Source organism: Parahoeflea olei, assembly GCF_001703635.1.
Taxonomy (GTDB): domain Bacteria; phylum Pseudomonadota; class Alphaproteobacteria; order Rhizobiales; family Rhizobiaceae; genus Hoeflea; species Hoeflea olei.
This window is the reverse complement of sequence record NZ_LQZT01000001.1, coordinates 506,432-523,541: the sequence shown is the minus strand read 5'-3', so window position 1 is coordinate 523,541 and position 17,110 is coordinate 506,432. Positions and strand designations below refer to the sequence as shown.

Here is a 17,110-nt window from a genome sequence, read left to right as displayed (position 1 = left end):
AGCTGAGGATGCAGAAAAAAGACATTGGCCTTGCCACGCTTGTCGTCACCGTCGGTGCGATCGTTGCCGCGGTGAACCCGCGGTTTCTCTCGCCGATCAACCTGGCCAACACCGCCAACCTGATCGGCCTGTTCGGGCTGTTCTCGATCGCGGAGGCCTTCGTCATCGTCACCGCCGGCATCGAGTTGTCGATCGGGTCGGTGATCGCGCTGATCGGGGTGATCTTCGTCGATCTGATCGCGAGCTTCGGGGTGCCCTGGCCGGTGGCGCTTGCGATCGTCATGGTGCTGTCGCTGCTGATCGGGCTGCTGCATGGCTGGCTGATTACGCGGCTCAAGCTGCAGCCCTTCGTGGTCACGCTGTGCGGGCTCCTGATCTATCGCGGGGTGGCGCGGTTCTACACCAGGGACGGCACCGCCGGCTTCACCTTCGGTTCCGACTTCCCGATGCTCGAGTTCCTCGTTTCCGGGCGCACCGCGGGGGTCCCGCATTCCGTGATCGCCTTCGCGCTGGTGGCGGTGGGGGCGTGGTTCCTGCTTCACCGCACGGTGTTCGGCCGCCACCTGTTCGCGGTCGGCAAGAATGCGGAGGCGGCGCGCTATTCGGGGATCAATACCGACCGGGTGATCATCCAGGCCTATGTGCTGTGCGCCTTTCTGACGGGCATTTCGGCGGTGTTCTTCGCCATGTATACCCGTTCGGTGCAACCCTCGTCCCATGGCAATTTCTATGAACTCTACGGCATTGCCGCCGCCGTGCTCGGCGGGTTTTCGCTGCGCGGCGGCGAAGGCTCGATCGTCGGCGTGGTGCTCGGGGTGATCCTGCTGCAGATCCTGCAGAACCTCGTCAACCTGCTCGGCATTCCGTCGTCGCTCAATTTCGCGGTGATGGGCAGCGTCATCCTCGCGGGCGTGATCGCCGACACGCAGTTTTCGCGTTACCGCGAGGTCCGGCGCCAGCAGATCGCCATGCAGGCGCTTCTGGACAGCGACAAGGGCTGACGCTCAGGCGGTGCGGGACCAGGGCGTCGACCCGGGAAGCGGTGCCACCCCGTCGGGTCCGATCCGCTCCACCGAGGTCAGCTGCTTGAGAAAGGCAGTGCTCCAGCGCGTCACGTTGTGGCTCTCGAGATGGGCATAGAGCGCGCTGTGGCGCTTCATGCGTTCGCTGAGCGGCATGTCGAGTGCGGTCTTGATGGCTTGGGCGATGTCATGGGGATCGTGTGGATTGATGATCAGGGCTTCGGGCATCTCCTCCGCAGCGCCTGCGAACTGCGACAGCACCAGCACGCCGGGATCGCGTTCATCCTGGGCGGCGACGAATTCCTTGGCGACCAGGTTCATGCCGTCGAACAGCGGCGTGACAAGGCCCACGCGCGACAGCCGGTAGAGAACAGCGAGTTCGGTGCGCGGCAGCGCGCGGTGGATATATTGCACCGGCGTCCAGTCGACCGTGCCGAAGCGGCCGTTGATATGGCCCGAGAGCGACTCGAGCTCCGAACGGATCGCTTTGTAGGCATCGACATCGTCGCGGGTGGGCGGCGCGATCTGCAGCAGGGAGACCCGGCTGCGATATTGGGGATGGGTTTCGAGAAAGGCCTCGTAGCCCGCGAGCCGCTGCGGCAGCCCCTTGGAGTAATCCAGCCGGTCGACGCCGATCAGGCGCGGCAGCGGCGGGGGCGAAACCTTGTCGGCGCCGGAAGCTGCCAGTTCCCTGAAGCCCGCGACATCGATCGAGATCGGGAAGCTTCCGAGCGCCACTTCGCGCCCCGAGATGCCCATCGTGCCGTTGGCGCGCAATTCGCCGCGCAGGGTGTTGCGGAAGATGTTGATCATGTGGCTGAGGTCGCGCCGGGTCTGGAACCCGAGCAGGTCGTAGTCCGAGAGGCACCTGGCCAGATCCTGCCATTCGGGAATGGCCTTGAAGGTCTGCAGGTCGGGCATGGGAATGTGCAGGAAGAAGCCGATCCGGCATTTGACCCCGAGTGCCTTGAGCTCATGGGCCAGCGGGATCATCTGGTAATCGTGCACCCAGATGACGTCGTCGTCATTGACGGCGCCTGCGACCAGGCGGGCAAGACGGCGGCCCACGTCGCGATAGGCCTTGGCGTAACGCGGCTTGACGTCGATCAGGTCGACACGGCCATGCAGCGCCGGCCAGAGCACGGAATTGGAATAACCGAGATAAAAATCGCGATAGAGCGGCGGTTCGAGTTCGAACAGGCCGATGTCGAAATCCGGGCGCTGGTGCATCACCAGTTCGTTCGACGGCGCCTCCCGCTGCTCCGGGGCACAGCCGATCCAGAGGCCGCCGTTCCGGGCGAGGGCCTCCTTGAGCGCGACCACGAGCCCGCCTGAATCACTGGAGCCGTCGACGGATGGTGCGCGGTTTGAAACGACGACCAGTCGCGCCACCTCAGGCCTCCCGCCCGGATGCGCGGGACTGCGCACGCAGCCATGTCTTGAAGGTGGCGGGGCTCGCCGTGCGGTACCGGGCCGTGGTCGGCCCCTCGCCGATCTTGATCGACGTGCCGCCGAGTTCGTTGACGAAACGGAAGGCGACCTCGTCGGTGTCATCGTCACCGGCATAGATCACGGTGCGGCCCCGGAAGGGCTCGAACGTCATGATGCGCTCGATCGCCATGGCCTTGGAAATGCTCTTCGGCTTGATCTCGAAAGCCATCTTCGCGGCCTGCAGCTCGAAGTCGCCATCGTCGTCCACGAGGCTCTTGAGAAAATCGCGCACCTTGCATTCGATCTCGGGATGCTGCCGGTAATGCAGCACGATGCCGAAGCTCTTGTCTTCGGCGATCACCCGCGGATCGATGATCGCGAATTCCATCACCGCGCTCTTGATATGTTCGAGCTGTTCGAAATCGCATTCGATGCCGGGCAGATGCTCTCCGTCATGGCGCAGTTCGGCGCCGTGGCCACCGGAAATCGTCCCGGTGAAACCGGAAAGATAGTGATCGATCTCATGCAGGTTGCGCCCCGACACGATCGCCACGGCGTTGTCGTGCCGCTTGCTCAGATCGTTGAGCAGTGTCCGCTCGCGTGCGCCGACCTTGATGGCGGAGGGCGTCTCCGCAATGTCCACCAGGGTTCCGTCGAAGTCGAGAAGCAGGGCGGTGCCCTGTGCGGGGAGGGTGAGAGAATCGAGGTCCTCGGGCGCTGCCGTTTCCGGCGAGAAGCCAATCAGGGTGTAGTAATCCAGTCGCTGTTCCATGGCTGAAAAAGATCTCTTGGTTCATGGTGAAACGGGAGCGCGGCGAATTGGTTCCCGTGCGCAGCGGATTTCCGGCCTGTGAAAGGCGCGGGGACTGCGACCTTGGCGGGTGCGAGCTGTCCTTGCGCCGCCCGCCGTCCGACCAAGGGGCGTGAAGCGAGAGCGTGCCGGGACGCATCATCGGGCGACAATCCCGCGCGGCCCGTCGCCGGCGGTCTCGCTTTCCAGCACGACATGGTAGAGCTTGTCGTCGCGAAACGCGCTCGCGGACTCGGTGGTAGTGCCATCGCCCGGCTTGGCGGGGATGTCGAGAAAGTCGATCTCCGCCTGGGCTGCCACCACACGCGCATCGGCCGGCGAGAACGCGCGTACCTGCACCACTCCGTGCCGGGGGGCATTATCCCAGCGAGGGTCGTGCGGGGCAGCACTCGGCACCAGCCGGTAGAGCTTCAGACCCTCTCCATCCTGCGTTGCCGCAGTCCCGGCGGTGAGCGCGCCGACCGTCGGCTGGAGGCTTTCGCGGCGGAACTGGCGCGGTGTCGTCGGATGATGGTTCATCGGTCACTTCCTTCCTCGGGCAATGGGTCGATGACAGGCAAACGGCCGAGAGCGATTTTGGTTGCGGCCGAACCGCATGGTTGCGCCGATTTCGTGCGGCAGCAGAAAAATGCTTCCCCAAAGGGAACCTTTGCCCGGCTTCCGCGTTTCACGAGTCTCATCAAGACTGGAGTATGGAATGCGCGCGGACAAATCCCTTTCCGGTACAGGGAAGCTTGAAACCCCTTCAGGTTCGGAAAGGGCGCGACCGTCCTTCGGATCCATTTACATCATGGCGATCGGATGCCTGCTGCTGCTGCTGGGCATCGTTCTGGCGGCCGGCGGGGTCTGGCTGGTGGCGCTCGGCGGGTCCTGGTATTATGCCATTGCCGGCCTGGGGCTCGTTGCCAGCGGGGGACTGCTGGTCGAGAAGAATGTGACGGGCGTCGGCGTCTATCTCTTGGTCTGGATCGGAACGCTGCTTTGGGCCGTCTGGGAAGTGGGGCTCGATCCGTGGCCGCTGGTGCCGCGGGTGGTGGCGCCCACCATCATTCTCGCGCTCGTCGGTCTGACCATCCCCGCCTTCGCCGCGCGCCCCGGATCGCGCAAATACATCGCGCCGCATGGCAGGGCCTACCAGCCGCTCGCCATGCTGCTGGCGCTGGGGCTCGCGTTTTCGGCCCTTGTGCCGGATCGTGCGATTGCGCAGGCGCAGACACCTCCAGCAGCCCAGTCGGGAGAGACGGTACCAGGGGATGCGACGTCCGGCAATCAGCCGGCGGATGCCGCGCCGGCAGCTGCTGCGGACAATGCCTCCGAAACCGCGACGGATACCATACCTGAAGCCGTCGCTGATGACGCAAGCGCGCCCACGACCGCGGCGACCGAGGAGCAGCCCCCTGTGCTTCACCCCGCGCAGAAGCTCGAGGTCGGGGCGGACTGGCCTGCCTATGGCGGCAGCTATGAAGGTCGGCGCTATTCGCCGCTCGACCAGATCAACCGCGACAATGTCGGCGATCTCGAGCAGGTCTGGCAATTCCGCAGCGGCGACATGCCGACGGGCAAGACCGAGGGCAAATATTCGCCGGAGAACACGCCGCTCAAGGTGGGTGGAAGCCTCTATGTCTGCACGGCCATGAACATCATGATCGGACTCGACGCTGCCACCGGTGCGGAAAAGTGGCGCTACGACCCGGGCGTGTCCCCCGACGCCATTCCCTATGGCGCGACCTGCCGCGGCGTCGCCTATTATGCCGATCCCGAAGCGGAGGCGGATGCGGTTTGTGCGGCACGGGTGATCGAGACCACGCTCGACGCCCGCATGATCGCTGTCGATGCGGGCACCGGCGAGCCTTGCCCCGGTTTCGGCGAGCAGGGCATCGTCGATCTCAATGCCGGCATCGGTGAAACCGTGCCGGGCTGGTATGCCGTTTCCGGCCCGCCCACCATTGTGCGCGGCATCGCGGTGACCGGCGCCCAGGTCAAGGACGGCCAGGCCGAAGACGCGCCCTCGGGCGTGATCCGGGGCTATGACGCGGTGACAGGCGATCTGGTCTGGGCCTGGGACCTCGGCAATCCCGAGATCGACGGCCTGCCGCCCGAAGGCGAGGTCTATACCCGCGGCACGCCCAACATGTGGACGCTCGCCGCCGGCGACGAGGACCTGGGTTTGGTCTATCTGCCGATGGGCAATTCCTCGGTCGACTATTACGGCGGCAACCGGTCCGAAGCCGAGAACGAGTATTCGACCGCGCTCGTGGCGCTCGACGTGGAGACCGGCAAGGTCGCCTGGCATTTCCAGACGGTCCATTATGACGTCTGGGATTACGATCTCGGCTCGCAGCCGACGCTGATCGACTTCCCCGCCGATGGCGGTCCGGTTCCGGCGATCATCGTGCCGAGCAAGCAGGGCCAGATCTATGTGCTCAACCGCGAGACCGGGGAGCCGCTGTTTCCGGTGGAAGAACGCGAGGTGCCCTCGGGTGGCGTGGAGCCGGACAACCTGTCGCCGACGCAGCCCTATTCCGGCTATGCCTCGCTCGACATGCCGCGGCTGACCGAAAAGGACATGTGGGGCATGAGCCCACTTGACCAGCTCTGGTGCCGCATCCAGTTCCGCCGCGCCGCCTATGACGGGGAGTACACGCCGCCCACGGCCGACCGTCACTGGATCCAGTATCCCGGTTACAATGGCGGCTCGGACTGGGGCGGCGTCGCCGTCGATGTCGAGCGCGGCATCCTGATCGCCAATTACAACGACATGCCGAATTTCAATCGCCTGATCCCGCGCGAAGAGGCCGATGCCGAGGGCATCCTGCCGATCAACGAAGGCGGCGAGGGCGGAGGCGGCGAAGCCGGCGCGCAGGCCGGATCGCCCTACGCGATCGACGTGAATGCCGGCTGGCGCATGCCCACAGGGCTTTTGTGCAAGGAGCCGCCCTATGGCGGCATCCGCGCCATCGACCTGAAGACCGGCAAGACGCTGTGGGACCAGCCGATCGGCACCGCCCGCACCAACGGCCCCTTCGGCATCCCCTCGATGCTGCCGTTCCGGATCGGCACTCCGAACAATGGCGGTCCGCTCGTGACCGCAGGCGGGCTGATCTTCATCGCCGCGGCGACCGACGACCTGCTCCGGGCGATCGACATCGAAACCGGCGAGGTGGTGTGGCAGACCGTGTTGCCGGCCGGCGGGCAGACCACGCCGATGAGCTATGAAGTGGACGGCCGCCAATACATCGTGATCGCCCCGGGCGGGCATCACTTCATGGAAACGCCGATCGGCGACTATGTCATCGCCTATGCGTTGCCCGAAAGGCGCTGAAATTCGCCGGAGGGGAACGGCAGGTCGTCTCCTCGGAGACGGCCGCCACCTCCCGCGCCGCGTGCGGAAACGAAACAGAACCCGGCCCCGGTGTGGTGACCCACCTACGGGGCCGGGTTCTGTTTGCGGCACGGCTCTCCCTCTGGTGCAGGCACTTCATGGTCTGTGCGCATGTTGGCTGGAAGGGGGCGTTGCTGCGAGCCGCCAGCCGCCCGCCATCATTCTAGGGAACGGCGTCCGTGGTTCAGGGGCATGGCCGTTCCCGGCTGGGTCATTGCTTCACACGTGCGGTCGATGCTCGCAAACGCCAGAGACCGGGGAGGCGGCATCCGCAGCTTGCGCGTCTGCGTCTTCCCCAGGGACTCCAGATTGGCGCGGTTGCGGGCAGGCGGGCTGGCCGGAAAAGGCGGATTACCGGCGGCACCGGTCATGATTGCTGATGAGCCTGTTGGCGCGACACACCCCTGCGGCGCTGGAGCGTCAGTCGGGCTCGCCATCCCGCTGAGGGATTTCCTGATGCACCTGGGCCCAGGTCAGGAAGGTGAAGATCAGCGTTCCGCCGACGACATTGCCCGCCAGAACCGGGAAGAAGAACGAGCCCAGCGCATGGGCGATGCCGGTCTGTCCGGTCACCAGCATCCAGGCCATTTCCACCGAACCGGCGACGATATGGGTGAAGCCGCATACCCCGATCAGCCAGGTGAACAGCGTGATCACCCAGAAGCTCGAGCCTTCCGCCTGCGGCAGCATCCAGACCAAGGCGGCGATCAGGATGCCGGCAGGGATGGCCCGGGCGAAACCTTCGGCGGCGGGGATCTCCATGGCGTGCCGGGCGAGCGCGTCAAAGGCGGGGAGAAGATTGTCCGGCAGCACGCCGGCATGGGCGATGGTGATGGCGGCGATGAAGCAGCCGATCACATTGGCGACCAGCACCAGTCCCCACAGGCGTGCCAGCTTGATCGCGGATTTGCGCGAGGGTTTGGCGACCACGGGCAGGACGGTCATGATCGTGTTTTCGGTGAACAGCTGCATGCGGCCGAGAATGACCAGGAGGAAGCCGAAACTGTAGCCGAAATTATCGACCAGCGGCCGCCAGTCCGTGTCCGGCAGATAGGTGCGCAGCATCGCCTTGCCGGTGATCGAGAAACTGATGAGGATGCCCGCGGCGAGACCGGACCAGAACAGCGAATGAAAGGGTCGCTTAAGCTCTTCCTCACCGTCGCGGCGGATCACTTCATGGATCAGCCGCGGCGAGAGCTTGGAGGCCTTGTCGACGGACTTCTCCTTGGCCTCCTCGACCACGTCGGCGATCTCGTCCTGATCTTTGCCGTCTTCCCCTTTGGGTGCGTCCCTGCTCCCGCTCACGTGCCCGTCCTCGCCGCCTGCCGCGCGCCGAGCACCTGTCGCAGGATCGCAATGTTGCGCAGGTTCGACTTGAAGCCGGCATCGAAAAGGTCGCCGATCACCGGAACGGAGCCGATCGCGAAATCGAGGCCGGTATTGGCGAGCATGCGGATGAGATGATGTTTGCCGAGCCCCATCCTGTGGGCGCGCCAGATGATGAACGTGGCGGGGGCGGTCGTCAGGATGTCGCCGATGCCCGGGACCAGACCCACGATCGTATCGAAGCCAAGGCGCAGCGACGTTCCGGGCAAGCGGAACTGGCTGTCGAGCGCGCGGGCCAGCCGGTCGAGCCGGACCAGTTCCCTTTCGATACAGATCAGTTCCTGGTCAGGTATCGGGTCGAAGCTTGCAGTGGCGTGAGGCATGAGGTCACAACCCCGTGGCCCGGTTTTTGTTCCTTCGCGGTGCGGAACAAATGGAACCGGCGCGCGTTAGCCCATCGAGCCCACAGCCGGGCGTGAACCCGTGCGCCAAAGCTTGAGGCCTGGCGGCCGCAAGCTCTCCTGGCATCGGGACCCGCGCCGCAATAAGCGGGCGCCGAGGGGCGGCGATGTCGCCCCGCTTGCCGCCCGAGCAGCCATCAGGAGCGCCGCATGTCCATCCGAACCTTTCGACGCGATACCTTCACGCGCCCCATTTTCAACTGGGCGCGCAACCAGCTTCCGAGCCTTTCGGAGACCGAGCGCGATGCGATCGATGCCGGCGAGGTCTGGTGGGACGCGGATCTGTTCAGCGGCAATCCGGACTGGAGCAAGCTTCTCGACGTCAAGCCCGCCGCGCTCACCGACAAGGAGCAGGCGTTTCTCGACGGGCCGTGCGAGGAGCTTTGCGCGATGCTCAATGACTGGAAGATTTCCCGGGCCGGGGACCTTCCGGGGCCGGTCTGGGATTTTCTGAAGGCGCATCGCTTCTTCGGCATGATCATTCCCGAAAAATACGGCGGGCTCGGCTTCTCCAATTTCGCCCATTCCGAAGTGGTGCGGCGGATCTCCACCTGTTCGGTGGCGGCGGGCGTGACCGTGATGGTGCCCAATTCGCTCGGCCCCGGCGAATTGCTGATGCAGTTCGGCACCGATGCGCAGCGCGACCACTGGCTGCCGCGGCTCGCCAGGGGGCAGGAAATCCCCGCCTTCGCGCTCACCAGCGAGGATGCGGGCTCTGATGCCTCCGCCATGCGCGACACCGGTGTGGTGTGTCGGGGCATGTGGAACGGCAAGGAGACGCTCGGCCTGCGGCTCAACTGGTCCAAGCGCTATATCACGCTCGGCCCGGTCTCGAGCGTGCTCGGCCTCGCCTTCAAGCTCAAGGATCCCGAAGGGCTTCTCGAAAACCCCGATGCCGAAGGCATCACCTGCGCGTTGATCCCCACCCACCTGCCGGGCGTGAATATCGGCCGCCGGCATATCCCCTGCGGACAGGTGTTCCAGAATGGCCCGAACTCGGGCAAGGACGTTTTCGTCCCGCTCGACCACATCATCGGCGGACCGGAATTCGCCGGCAAGGGCTGGATGATGCTGATGAGTGCGCTCGCCGCAGGGCGCGGCATCTCGCTGCCGTCGCTCTCCTGCGCCGCGGCCTCGCTGTCGGCGCATGCGACCGGGGCCTATGCCCGCATCCGCCAGCAATTCGGGATCTCCGTCGGCAAGTTCGAGGGCGTTCAGGAGCATCTGGGACGCTTGGCCGCCAATGCCTATACGCTCGACGCGGCGCGGCGGCTCACCTGTGCCGGTCTCGACGAAGGGCGCAAGCTCGCGGTGATTTCGGGCATCATGAAATCGAACGCCACCTACCGGATGCGTGAGGCGGTGGACGATGCCATGGACATCCATGCCGGCAAGACCGTCATCGACGGCCCCAACAATTATCTCGGCAACCTGCACAAATCCGTGCCGGTGGGCATCACCGTCGAAGGCGCCAACATCCTCACCCGCAACCTGATCATCTTCGGCCAGGGCGCGATCCGCTGCCATCCCTATCTGCTCGATGAAATCCTGGCGCTCGACAACAAGGACGGGGACAAGGCGCTCGATGCCTTCGACAAGGCGTTCTGGGCGCATGTCGGCCATTCGGTGAAGACCCTGTTCCGCGCCTGGGGCCGGGCCTGGACGGGCGCGGCCTTCGCGCCGGCCCCTGATCACGCGCATGGCAATGCTGCCGATATCTACCGCAGGATGTCGCGCTATGCCGCCGCCTTCGCGCTGATCTCGGATTTCGCGCTGCTGACGCTCGGCGGCTCGCTCAAGCGCAAGGAGATGCTCTCGGCCCGGCTCGGCGACGTGCTGTCTGAACTCTATCTCGTCTCGGCGGTGATGAAGCGCTGGCATGATGAGGGCCACATGGCGGCCGACTTCCCGCTGGTCGAATGGACCGCCGAGGATTCCTTTGCCAGGATCGCGGCGAGCCTTGATGCCGTGCTCGCCAATCTGCCAAACCGCGCCGCGGCGGTCTTCCTCAGGGCGGTGACGCTGCCGGGCGGATCGCACCGGGGCCCGTCCGACGAGCTCACGCGCGAATGCGCCGAGCTTCTGACCACGCCGTCGCCGACCCGCGACCGGCTGACCCGCGGCGTGCGTGCGGTCGGCGCCACCGGGCCGCTCAAGACCCTTGAGGAGGCTTTCTCGCTGGTGGTCGCCACCGAGCCGCTGCGCCGCAAGCTGCGTGACGCCAGGCTCCCGCTCGACGCCGCCGTCGCCAACGGCACGCTGAGCGAGGCGGAAGCGGCCGAGTTGCGCGCGGCCGATGCGCTGGTCGACAAGGTGGTCGCGGTCGATGACTTCGATCCATCCGAGATCGTCCGCGATGGCTTCGACGAGCGGCCGCGGGAGGCCGCGCAATGAGCGATCGCCGCCCCGTCTACATCGTCGATGGCGCGCGCACGCCGTTCCTCAAGGCGCGCAGCGGCCCGGGTCCGTTCACCCCGGTCGATCTCGCGGTCCAGTGCGGGCGACCGCTGCTCGCCCGCCTGCCGCTCAAGCGTGACAGCTTCGACCTGGTGATCCTCGGTTGCGTCAACGTGATCGCCGACGAGATGAACCCGGCCCGGGTGGCCGTGCTGCGTCTGGGGATGGGCGACGACATGGTCGCCTTCACCGTGCAGATCAATTGCGGCTCCGGAATGCAGTCGATCGACACTGCCTACCGCTATATCCGCGACGGGTCGGCCGATCTGGTGCTCGCCGGCGGCGCCGAGGCCCTGAGCCACGCCCCGCTGGTGCTTAGGCGCGATGCGGTCGAATGGTATGCGGGCATGGCGCGCGCCAAGGGGCCGCTCGACCGCGTGACCCGGATGGCCGGCGTGAAGGCTGATTTCTTCAAGCCGGTGATCGGGTTGGAGCGCGGCCTCACGGATCCGATCACGGACCTCAACATGGGCCAGACCGCCGAGATCCTGGCGCATCGTTTCAACATCAGCCGCGAACAGGCCGACCGCTACGCCATGGAAAGTCATCACCGGCTGGGGCGGGCTCAAAAGGAAGGCTGGCTCGAAGGCGAAGTGGAACCGGCCTTCGATCGCGAAGGCAAGGCCTATGATGCCGATGACGGCGTGCGCCCTGACAGCGACATGGAAAGTCTCGCAAAGCTGTCGCCGGCTTTCGAGAAGCCCTACGGAAAGGTGACGCCCGGCAACTCCTCGCAGATCACCGACGGCGCCTCCTGGCTCGTGCTGGCAAGCGAAAAGGCCGTCCAAGAACACGGGCTCAAGCCGCTCGCGGTGATCCGCGACAGCGAGTGGTCGGCGCTCGATCCCTCGGTCATGGGACTGGGGCCGGTTCTGTGTTCGACCCGGATGATGCAGCGCAACGGGCTTACGCGCGAGGCGATCGATCTGTGGGAGCTCAACGAGGCCTTCGCCGCGCAGGTGCTTGCGTGCCTTGCCGCCTGGGAAGACAAGAAATTCTGTCGCGAGGTGCTCGACCTGCCGGACGCCTTCGGCCGGATCGACCGCGACAGCCTCAATGTCGATGGCGGGGCGATCGCGCTCGGCCATCCGGTCGGCACCAGCGGCAACCGCATCGTCCTGCACCTGATTCAGGCGATGTCCCGGCTCGGCAAGAAGCGCGGCATTGCGACCGAATGTATCGGCGGCGGCCAAGGCGGCGCCATGCTGGTGGAGGCTGCCTGATGACCAAACCTGTGCTGAACGTGCTCGGAGAGATCGAACTCGAACTCGGATCCGGCGAGGCGCGGTCCTTTGGCACCTGGCGGCTGCGCCGTGACGATGCCGGCATCGCCTGGGCGATCCTCGACGGCAAGGGGGGCGGCGCCAACACGCTGTCCCAGGCTGTGCTTGAAGACCTGTCGAAGCTTCTCGATGCGGTTGAGGCCGACCTGCCGAAGCTTCTGGTGCTGCGCTCGTCCAAGCTGTCGGGCTTTGCCGCCGGCGCCGACATTTCCGAATTCCGCGATGCCAGCGACGAGGCTGCCGTCACCGCGCGGCTGCGCGAGGGCCATGGCGTGATCGACCGGCTCGAGGCGCTGTCCTGTCCCACCGTTGCGGTGGTGCACGGCTATGCACTCGGCGGCGGCTTCGAACTCGCGCTTGCCTGCGACCACCGCATCGCCGTCGCGGGGGCCTGGTTCGGCTTTCCCGAAGTCCGGCTCGGCCTGCATCCGGGGCTCGGCGGCACCTTCCGCCTGTCCGAGCTGATCGATCCGACCGAAGCCATGACGATGATGCTGACCGGCAAGTCGGCCCATACCCGAAAGGCCAAGGCACTCGGGATCGTCGAAACCGTGGTCGAGGAGCGCCATGTCCGCGCTGCGGTGGAGGCCCTGGCCGGCAAGCCCGGGGAAGCCTCCGGCCGCGGGCTCAAGGCCGCGATCTTCGATCTGGAACCGGCACGCAAGCTCGCCGCCTCGCGCATGCGCACGCAGACCGAGGCCAAGGCGCCGCAGGCGCATTACCCCGCCCCCCATGCGCTGATCGACCTGTGGGAAAGCCATGGCGGCGACCGCAAGGCCATGCAGGAGGCGGAGATCCGGTCCTTCGCCAGGCTCCTGACCACCAAGACGGCGCAGAACCTGATCCGCGTGTTCTTCCTGCGCGAGGGGCTCAAGAAGAACGGCGCCGGCGAAAGCGGCGTCGATCACGTGCATATGCTGGGAGCCGGCACCATGGGCGCCGAGATCGCCGCCGTCTGTGCCATCAAGGGGTTCCGGGTCACGCTGGGCGACGTCAAGCTCGAGCCGCTGGCGAAGGCGGTCAAGCATGCCGCCCGCATCGCCAGCGATGCGCATCTCACGGATATCGAGATCCGCGACGCCCTCGACCGGCTGATGCCCGACCCCAAGGGCTACGGTCTTCGCACCGCCGATCTCGTCATCGAGGCTGCGCCTGAGAAGCCGGAGCTGAAGCGCGAGTTGCTGGCCATGATCGAGGCCCGCGCCCGCCCGGATGCGATCATTGCCACCAACACCTCCAGCCTCGAACTCGACGGCCTCGCTTCCGCGGTCAGGACGGCCGGGCGGTTCGCGGGGCTGCATTTCTTCAATCCCGTGTCGAAGCTCGATCTGGTCGAGGTGGTCTCGCACGAGAAGGCAACCAAGAAGACCCTGTCCCGGCTCAACGCCTTCGTGGGCGCGATCGACCACCTGCCTGCGCCGGTCAGGACCTATCCCGGGTTCCTGGTCAACCGGGTGCTGACGCCGTATCTCCTCGAGGCGGCGCTGATGGTCGATGAGGGGCACGACCCGGCCGCGATCGATCATGCGGCGGAACGCTTCGGCATGCCGATGGGACCGCTCGAAGTGGCCGACCAGGTGGGGCTCGATATCTGCCTGCATGTGGCCGACAGCCTGCGCGAAAACCTGTCGACGCCCATTCCCGACGTGCCGGACTGGATGCGCGCCCGTGTCGAGAGCGGAAAGCTCGGTGCCAAGACCGGCGAGGGCATCTATCGCTGGGAGGAGGGCAAGCCGCAGAAGGGCAAGCCCGCCGAGCATCCGTTGCCCGAGGACGCGCAGGACCGGCTGATCCTGCCGATGCTCAATGCGGCGGTCGAATGCCTGCGCAAGGACGTGGTCGCCGATGCGGACACGCTGGATGCGGCTGTGATTTTCGCCACCGGATTTGCGCCGTTCTGCGGCGGGCCGATCCATTACGCGCGCGAGCGTGGCGTGGTGGATGTGGTGGCAGCGCTCAAGGAACTTGCGACCCGGCATGGCCCGCGCTTCGCCCCCGATGACGGCTGGAAAGACCTTGGCTGACGACGCAGTCTTGCGAGATCGTGATGCCGACGCCCTGGCCCGCCGGATCATCGACCGGACCGGCGGCCAGATCCGGCTCGCGCTCCCCTTGGGCCTCGGCAAGGCCAATGGCATCGTCAATGCGCTGACGCGGGCGGCCTGCGAGGACCCGTCCGTGAGCATGGTCATCCTGACCGCGCTGACGCTGCAGCGCCCGAAGGCGAAATCCGAACTCGAACGGCGGTTCCTGGAGCCTGCCGGCGACCGCCTGTTCGGCCGCTACGAGCCGTTGCTCTATGCGCGGATGATTGAAGAGGGCACGTTGCCCGCCAATATCGAGGTGCGGGAGTTCTTCTTCCAGGCGGGGCGCTGGCTCGGCAACAGCTATGCGCAACGGCATTACATCTCGGCTAACTACACCCATGCCTTCGACTACCTGATCGATTTCCGGCCCAATGTGGTGGCGCAACTGGTGGCGCGGGCGGCTGACGGCAGTCTCAGCCTGAGCTGCAACACCGACATCACCGTAGACCTGCTCAAGGCGCGGCGCGAGGGCAGGGCTGATTTCTGCCTGGCCGTCGAGGTCAATGAGGGCCTTCCCTTCATGCCGGGGCCGGCACTGATCCCGGCCGGTGAGGTCGACATGGTTTATGAACCGGAGACGTCGTTCGAACCGTTCTCCGTGGTTCGGCGGCCGGTGAGCCTCGAGGACATGGCAATCGGCCTGCATGTCTCGCAGCTGGTGCCGGACGGAGGCACGCTGCAGATCGGCATCGGCTCGATCGGCGACGCGATCGCCGAAGCGCTGCTTCTCAGGCACCGGGAGAATGCCAGCTACCTGCCGCTGGTGCAGGCGAGCCCCTTTGCGCAAGCGGGACCGAATTCCCATCACGCCCCGTTCGAGGTCGGGCTCTATGCCGTAACGGAAATGCTGGTGGGGGGCATCCTCGAACTGTTCGAGGCCGGGATCATCCGCAGGGAGGTCGACGGCGCCGCAATCCATGCCGGCTTTTTTCTCGAGTGTCGCGACTTCTATCGCAAACTCAGGGATATGCCTGCGGATCAGCGTGCCAGGATCGCGATGATGCCGGTGTCCTTCACCAATTCGCTCTATGGCGACGAGCAGGCCAAGCGCGCCGCGCGTCGCGATGCCCGCTTCGTCAACAATGCCATGATCGTCACCTGCCTCGGAGCCGTGGTCTCGGACGGGATCGAGGGCGGGCAGGTCGTCAGCGGCGTGGGCGGGCAGTTCAATTTCGTGGAACAGGCGGCGGCGCTCGAGGGTGGGCGATCGATCATGACGCTGCACGCCACGCGGTCGAGCGGCGGCCGGACCGTGTCCAACATCCGCTGGGCCTATCCGCATGAAACCGTGCCGCGGCACTTCCGCGACATCGTCGTCACCGAATACGGGGTGGCCGACCTGCGCGGCAAGACCGACGAGCAATGCATCGCCGCCATGATCGGCATTGCCGACAGCCGTTTTCAGAAGGAACTCGTTGGCAGCGCCAGGAAGGCGGGCAAGATCGCCCCGGATTTCGAAATCCCCGCGGACGCCCGCAACAACACGCCCGAACGGCTGGGCCGGTGGCTCAAGCCGGCGCGGCGCGACGGGGTGCTCAAAGCCTTCCCCTTCGGCACCGATTTCAACGAGACCGAGCAACGGCTGCTGCCGGCGCTGGCGCTGCTCAAGAACGCTTCGGCGTCCTGGTCATCGCTGGTGCGGCTTGCGGCGCGCGGCCTGACGGCACCGGCCGACGCGGCATGTCTTGAGCGGCTCGGGATTCGGGAATGCTCGACTTTGACGGAACGGGTGTACCGCTTGCTGGTGAGCGGTGCGATTGCCGAGAGCGCTGCGGACACGGCGTGAAGGTCGCTGGCGCGTGCCCGGTGATCACCCGGGCGAAGGAGCGTCCGCAGGCCGCTCCTGCCGGGTGTCGGCCAGAATGGCGTTGGCCGTCTGCCAGAAAGCCTTGACGATCCGGCTCTGGTTGCCGAGATGCCGGTAGAGATGGATGTCGAGATCGAGGATCCAGTCTTCCCGGGCGGACACGCGCACCAGGGCGCCGGTCGCGAGTTCTTCGAGGATCAGGCTTTCCGGCAGCCAGCAGATGCCGGCGCCGGTCAGCGCGACTGTCTTCAGCCCGGCGCTGATCGAGTTCTCATGCACCGGCCGGCGGCGGAAATTTGGCCGTTCGACGAATAGCCGGCCAAGGGCGACGCCGAAGAACGAACTGAACCCATAGCTCAGATAGGGCAGCATCAGGCCCTCAGTCACTGCCTTGTCGAGCAGGCCTGCGCCATCGACCCATTTCTCGGCCTGCAATCGCACGCGCGGCGCGGCCACCGGGATCAGGCGGTCATGCCCGACCGAAAGAAAATCGAACTGCTCGCGGTCGAGATGAAAGGGGACCCGCGGATGGGCATAGGTGAGAAAGAAATCGACTTCGCCATCGGTCAGCGCGGCCAGGTTGGCCTCGATTCCACCGCGGTCGGGGATCAGCGACAAGCGGGTCTCGGGTGACTTCTTCTCGAGCAGTTGCAGCCACGCCGGGACGAAAGTGACGGTCAGCGTGTGCAGCGCCGCAAAACAGACCATGCCGGCTTCCGAATTGGGCTGCAGCGTTTCGCGTGCGGCCTGGAGCGTGCGGATGGTGTTCTGCGCGATCGGCAGGAAGGTGCGTCCCGCCAGGGTGAGTTCCGCCGGCAGCATGCCCCTGTTGATCAGCGGCGTTCCGAGCCAGACCTCGAGCTGCTTGATGCGCCGGCTGAAGGCGGGCTGCGTGACATTGCGGATCTCGGCGGCCCGCGAAAAGCTCGACGTCTCCGCAAGCGTGACGAAGTCTTCGAGCCATTTGAGTTCCATGAAGATCGCGCTCCTTCTGCTCCCGAACCCGAAATCATAGCCGAATTCCTCCTGTAATCCATTGATTT

The 17,110-nt window shown here is 65.8% G+C and carries 12 protein-coding genes; 6 read left to right on the top strand and 6 right to left on the bottom strand.

The genetic code is table 11. The features are described 5' to 3' along the window. The first annotated feature begins 8 nt into the window (after positions 1-8). Positions 9-1,001, top strand: coding sequence for an ABC transporter permease (locus tag AWJ14_RS02375; RefSeq protein ID WP_066174397.1), 993 nt, complete (start codon positions 9-11; stop codon positions 999-1,001). A gap of 3 nt (positions 1,002-1,004) precedes the next feature. Here the strand turns inward: AWJ14_RS02375 and AWJ14_RS02370 are convergent, their stop codons facing one another. The 3 genes from AWJ14_RS02370 to AWJ14_RS02360 form a co-directional block, all read right to left on the bottom strand. Continuing rightward, positions 1,005-2,414: an alpha,alpha-trehalose-phosphate synthase (UDP-forming) gene (locus AWJ14_RS02370; RefSeq protein ID WP_171904800.1), complete on the bottom strand. Its 1,410-nt coding sequence runs from the start codon at positions 2,412-2,414 to the stop codon at positions 1,005-1,007. Position 2,415: 1 nt separating this feature from the next. Beyond that, positions 2,416-3,225 carry a trehalose-phosphatase gene (gene otsB / locus AWJ14_RS02365; RefSeq protein WP_083219957.1) on the bottom strand — a complete coding sequence of 270 codons (810 nt, stop codon included), beginning with the start codon at positions 3,223-3,225 and terminating at the stop codon, positions 2,416-2,418. A gap of 177 nt (positions 3,226-3,402) precedes the next feature. Then, a complete protein-coding gene (locus tag AWJ14_RS02360) occupies positions 3,403-3,783 on the bottom strand; it encodes a hypothetical protein (RefSeq protein ID WP_245304098.1) in 381 nt (126 codons plus the stop codon). A 271-nt stretch (positions 3,784-4,054) separates the two neighbouring features. Between AWJ14_RS02360 and AWJ14_RS02355 the strand changes: the two genes are divergently transcribed. After that, positions 4,055-6,586: a membrane-bound PQQ-dependent dehydrogenase, glucose/quinate/shikimate family gene (locus AWJ14_RS02355; RefSeq protein ID WP_083219956.1), complete on the top strand. Its 2,532-nt coding sequence runs from the start codon at positions 4,055-4,057 to the stop codon at positions 6,584-6,586. Between the two features lie 480 nt (positions 6,587-7,066). Here the strand turns inward: AWJ14_RS02355 and AWJ14_RS02350 are convergent, their stop codons facing one another. Next, positions 7,067-7,951, bottom strand: a complete 885-nt coding sequence (locus AWJ14_RS02350) for a formate/nitrite transporter family protein (protein ID WP_210183481.1) — start codon at positions 7,949-7,951, stop codon at positions 7,067-7,069. Then, positions 7,948-8,355: a DUF4112 domain-containing protein gene (locus AWJ14_RS02345; RefSeq protein WP_066174387.1), complete on the bottom strand. Its 408-nt coding sequence runs from the start codon at positions 8,353-8,355 to the stop codon at positions 7,948-7,950. Before AWJ14_RS02345 ends, AWJ14_RS02350 begins: the two co-directional genes overlap by 4 nt. A 228-nt stretch (positions 8,356-8,583) precedes the next feature. On the opposite strand from AWJ14_RS02345, the gene AWJ14_RS02340 reads away from it, so the two are divergent. From AWJ14_RS02340 to AWJ14_RS02325, 4 genes are read left to right on the top strand one after another with little or no spacing between them, the layout of a single operon-like run. Continuing rightward, a complete protein-coding gene (locus AWJ14_RS02340) occupies positions 8,584-10,827 on the top strand; it encodes an acyl-CoA dehydrogenase (RefSeq protein WP_066174384.1) in 2,244 nt (747 codons plus the stop codon). After that, positions 10,824-12,113 (top strand): acetyl-CoA C-acetyltransferase, encoded by a 1,290-nt coding sequence (locus tag AWJ14_RS02335; RefSeq protein ID WP_066174381.1) that lies wholly within the window; start codon positions 10,824-10,826, stop codon positions 12,111-12,113. The genes AWJ14_RS02340 and AWJ14_RS02335 overlap by 4 nt, the downstream gene beginning before the upstream one ends. Then, positions 12,113-14,197, top strand: coding sequence for a 3-hydroxyacyl-CoA dehydrogenase NAD-binding domain-containing protein (locus tag AWJ14_RS02330; RefSeq protein WP_066174378.1), 2,085 nt, complete (start codon positions 12,113-12,115; stop codon positions 14,195-14,197). Before AWJ14_RS02335 ends, AWJ14_RS02330 begins: the two co-directional genes overlap by 1 nt. Next, positions 14,190-16,046 carry an acetyl-CoA hydrolase/transferase C-terminal domain-containing protein gene (locus AWJ14_RS02325; RefSeq protein ID WP_245304097.1) on the top strand — a complete coding sequence of 619 codons (1,857 nt, stop codon included), beginning with the start codon at positions 14,190-14,192 and terminating at the stop codon, positions 16,044-16,046. Before AWJ14_RS02330 ends, AWJ14_RS02325 begins: the two co-directional genes overlap by 8 nt. A 24-nt stretch (positions 16,047-16,070) precedes the next feature. Here AWJ14_RS02325 and AWJ14_RS02320 read toward each other — a convergent pair whose 3' ends face one another. Then, a complete protein-coding gene (locus tag AWJ14_RS02320) occupies positions 16,071-17,042 on the bottom strand; it encodes a LysR family transcriptional regulator (RefSeq protein WP_066174373.1) in 972 nt (323 codons plus the stop codon). Positions 17,043-17,110: the final 68 nt, after the last annotated feature.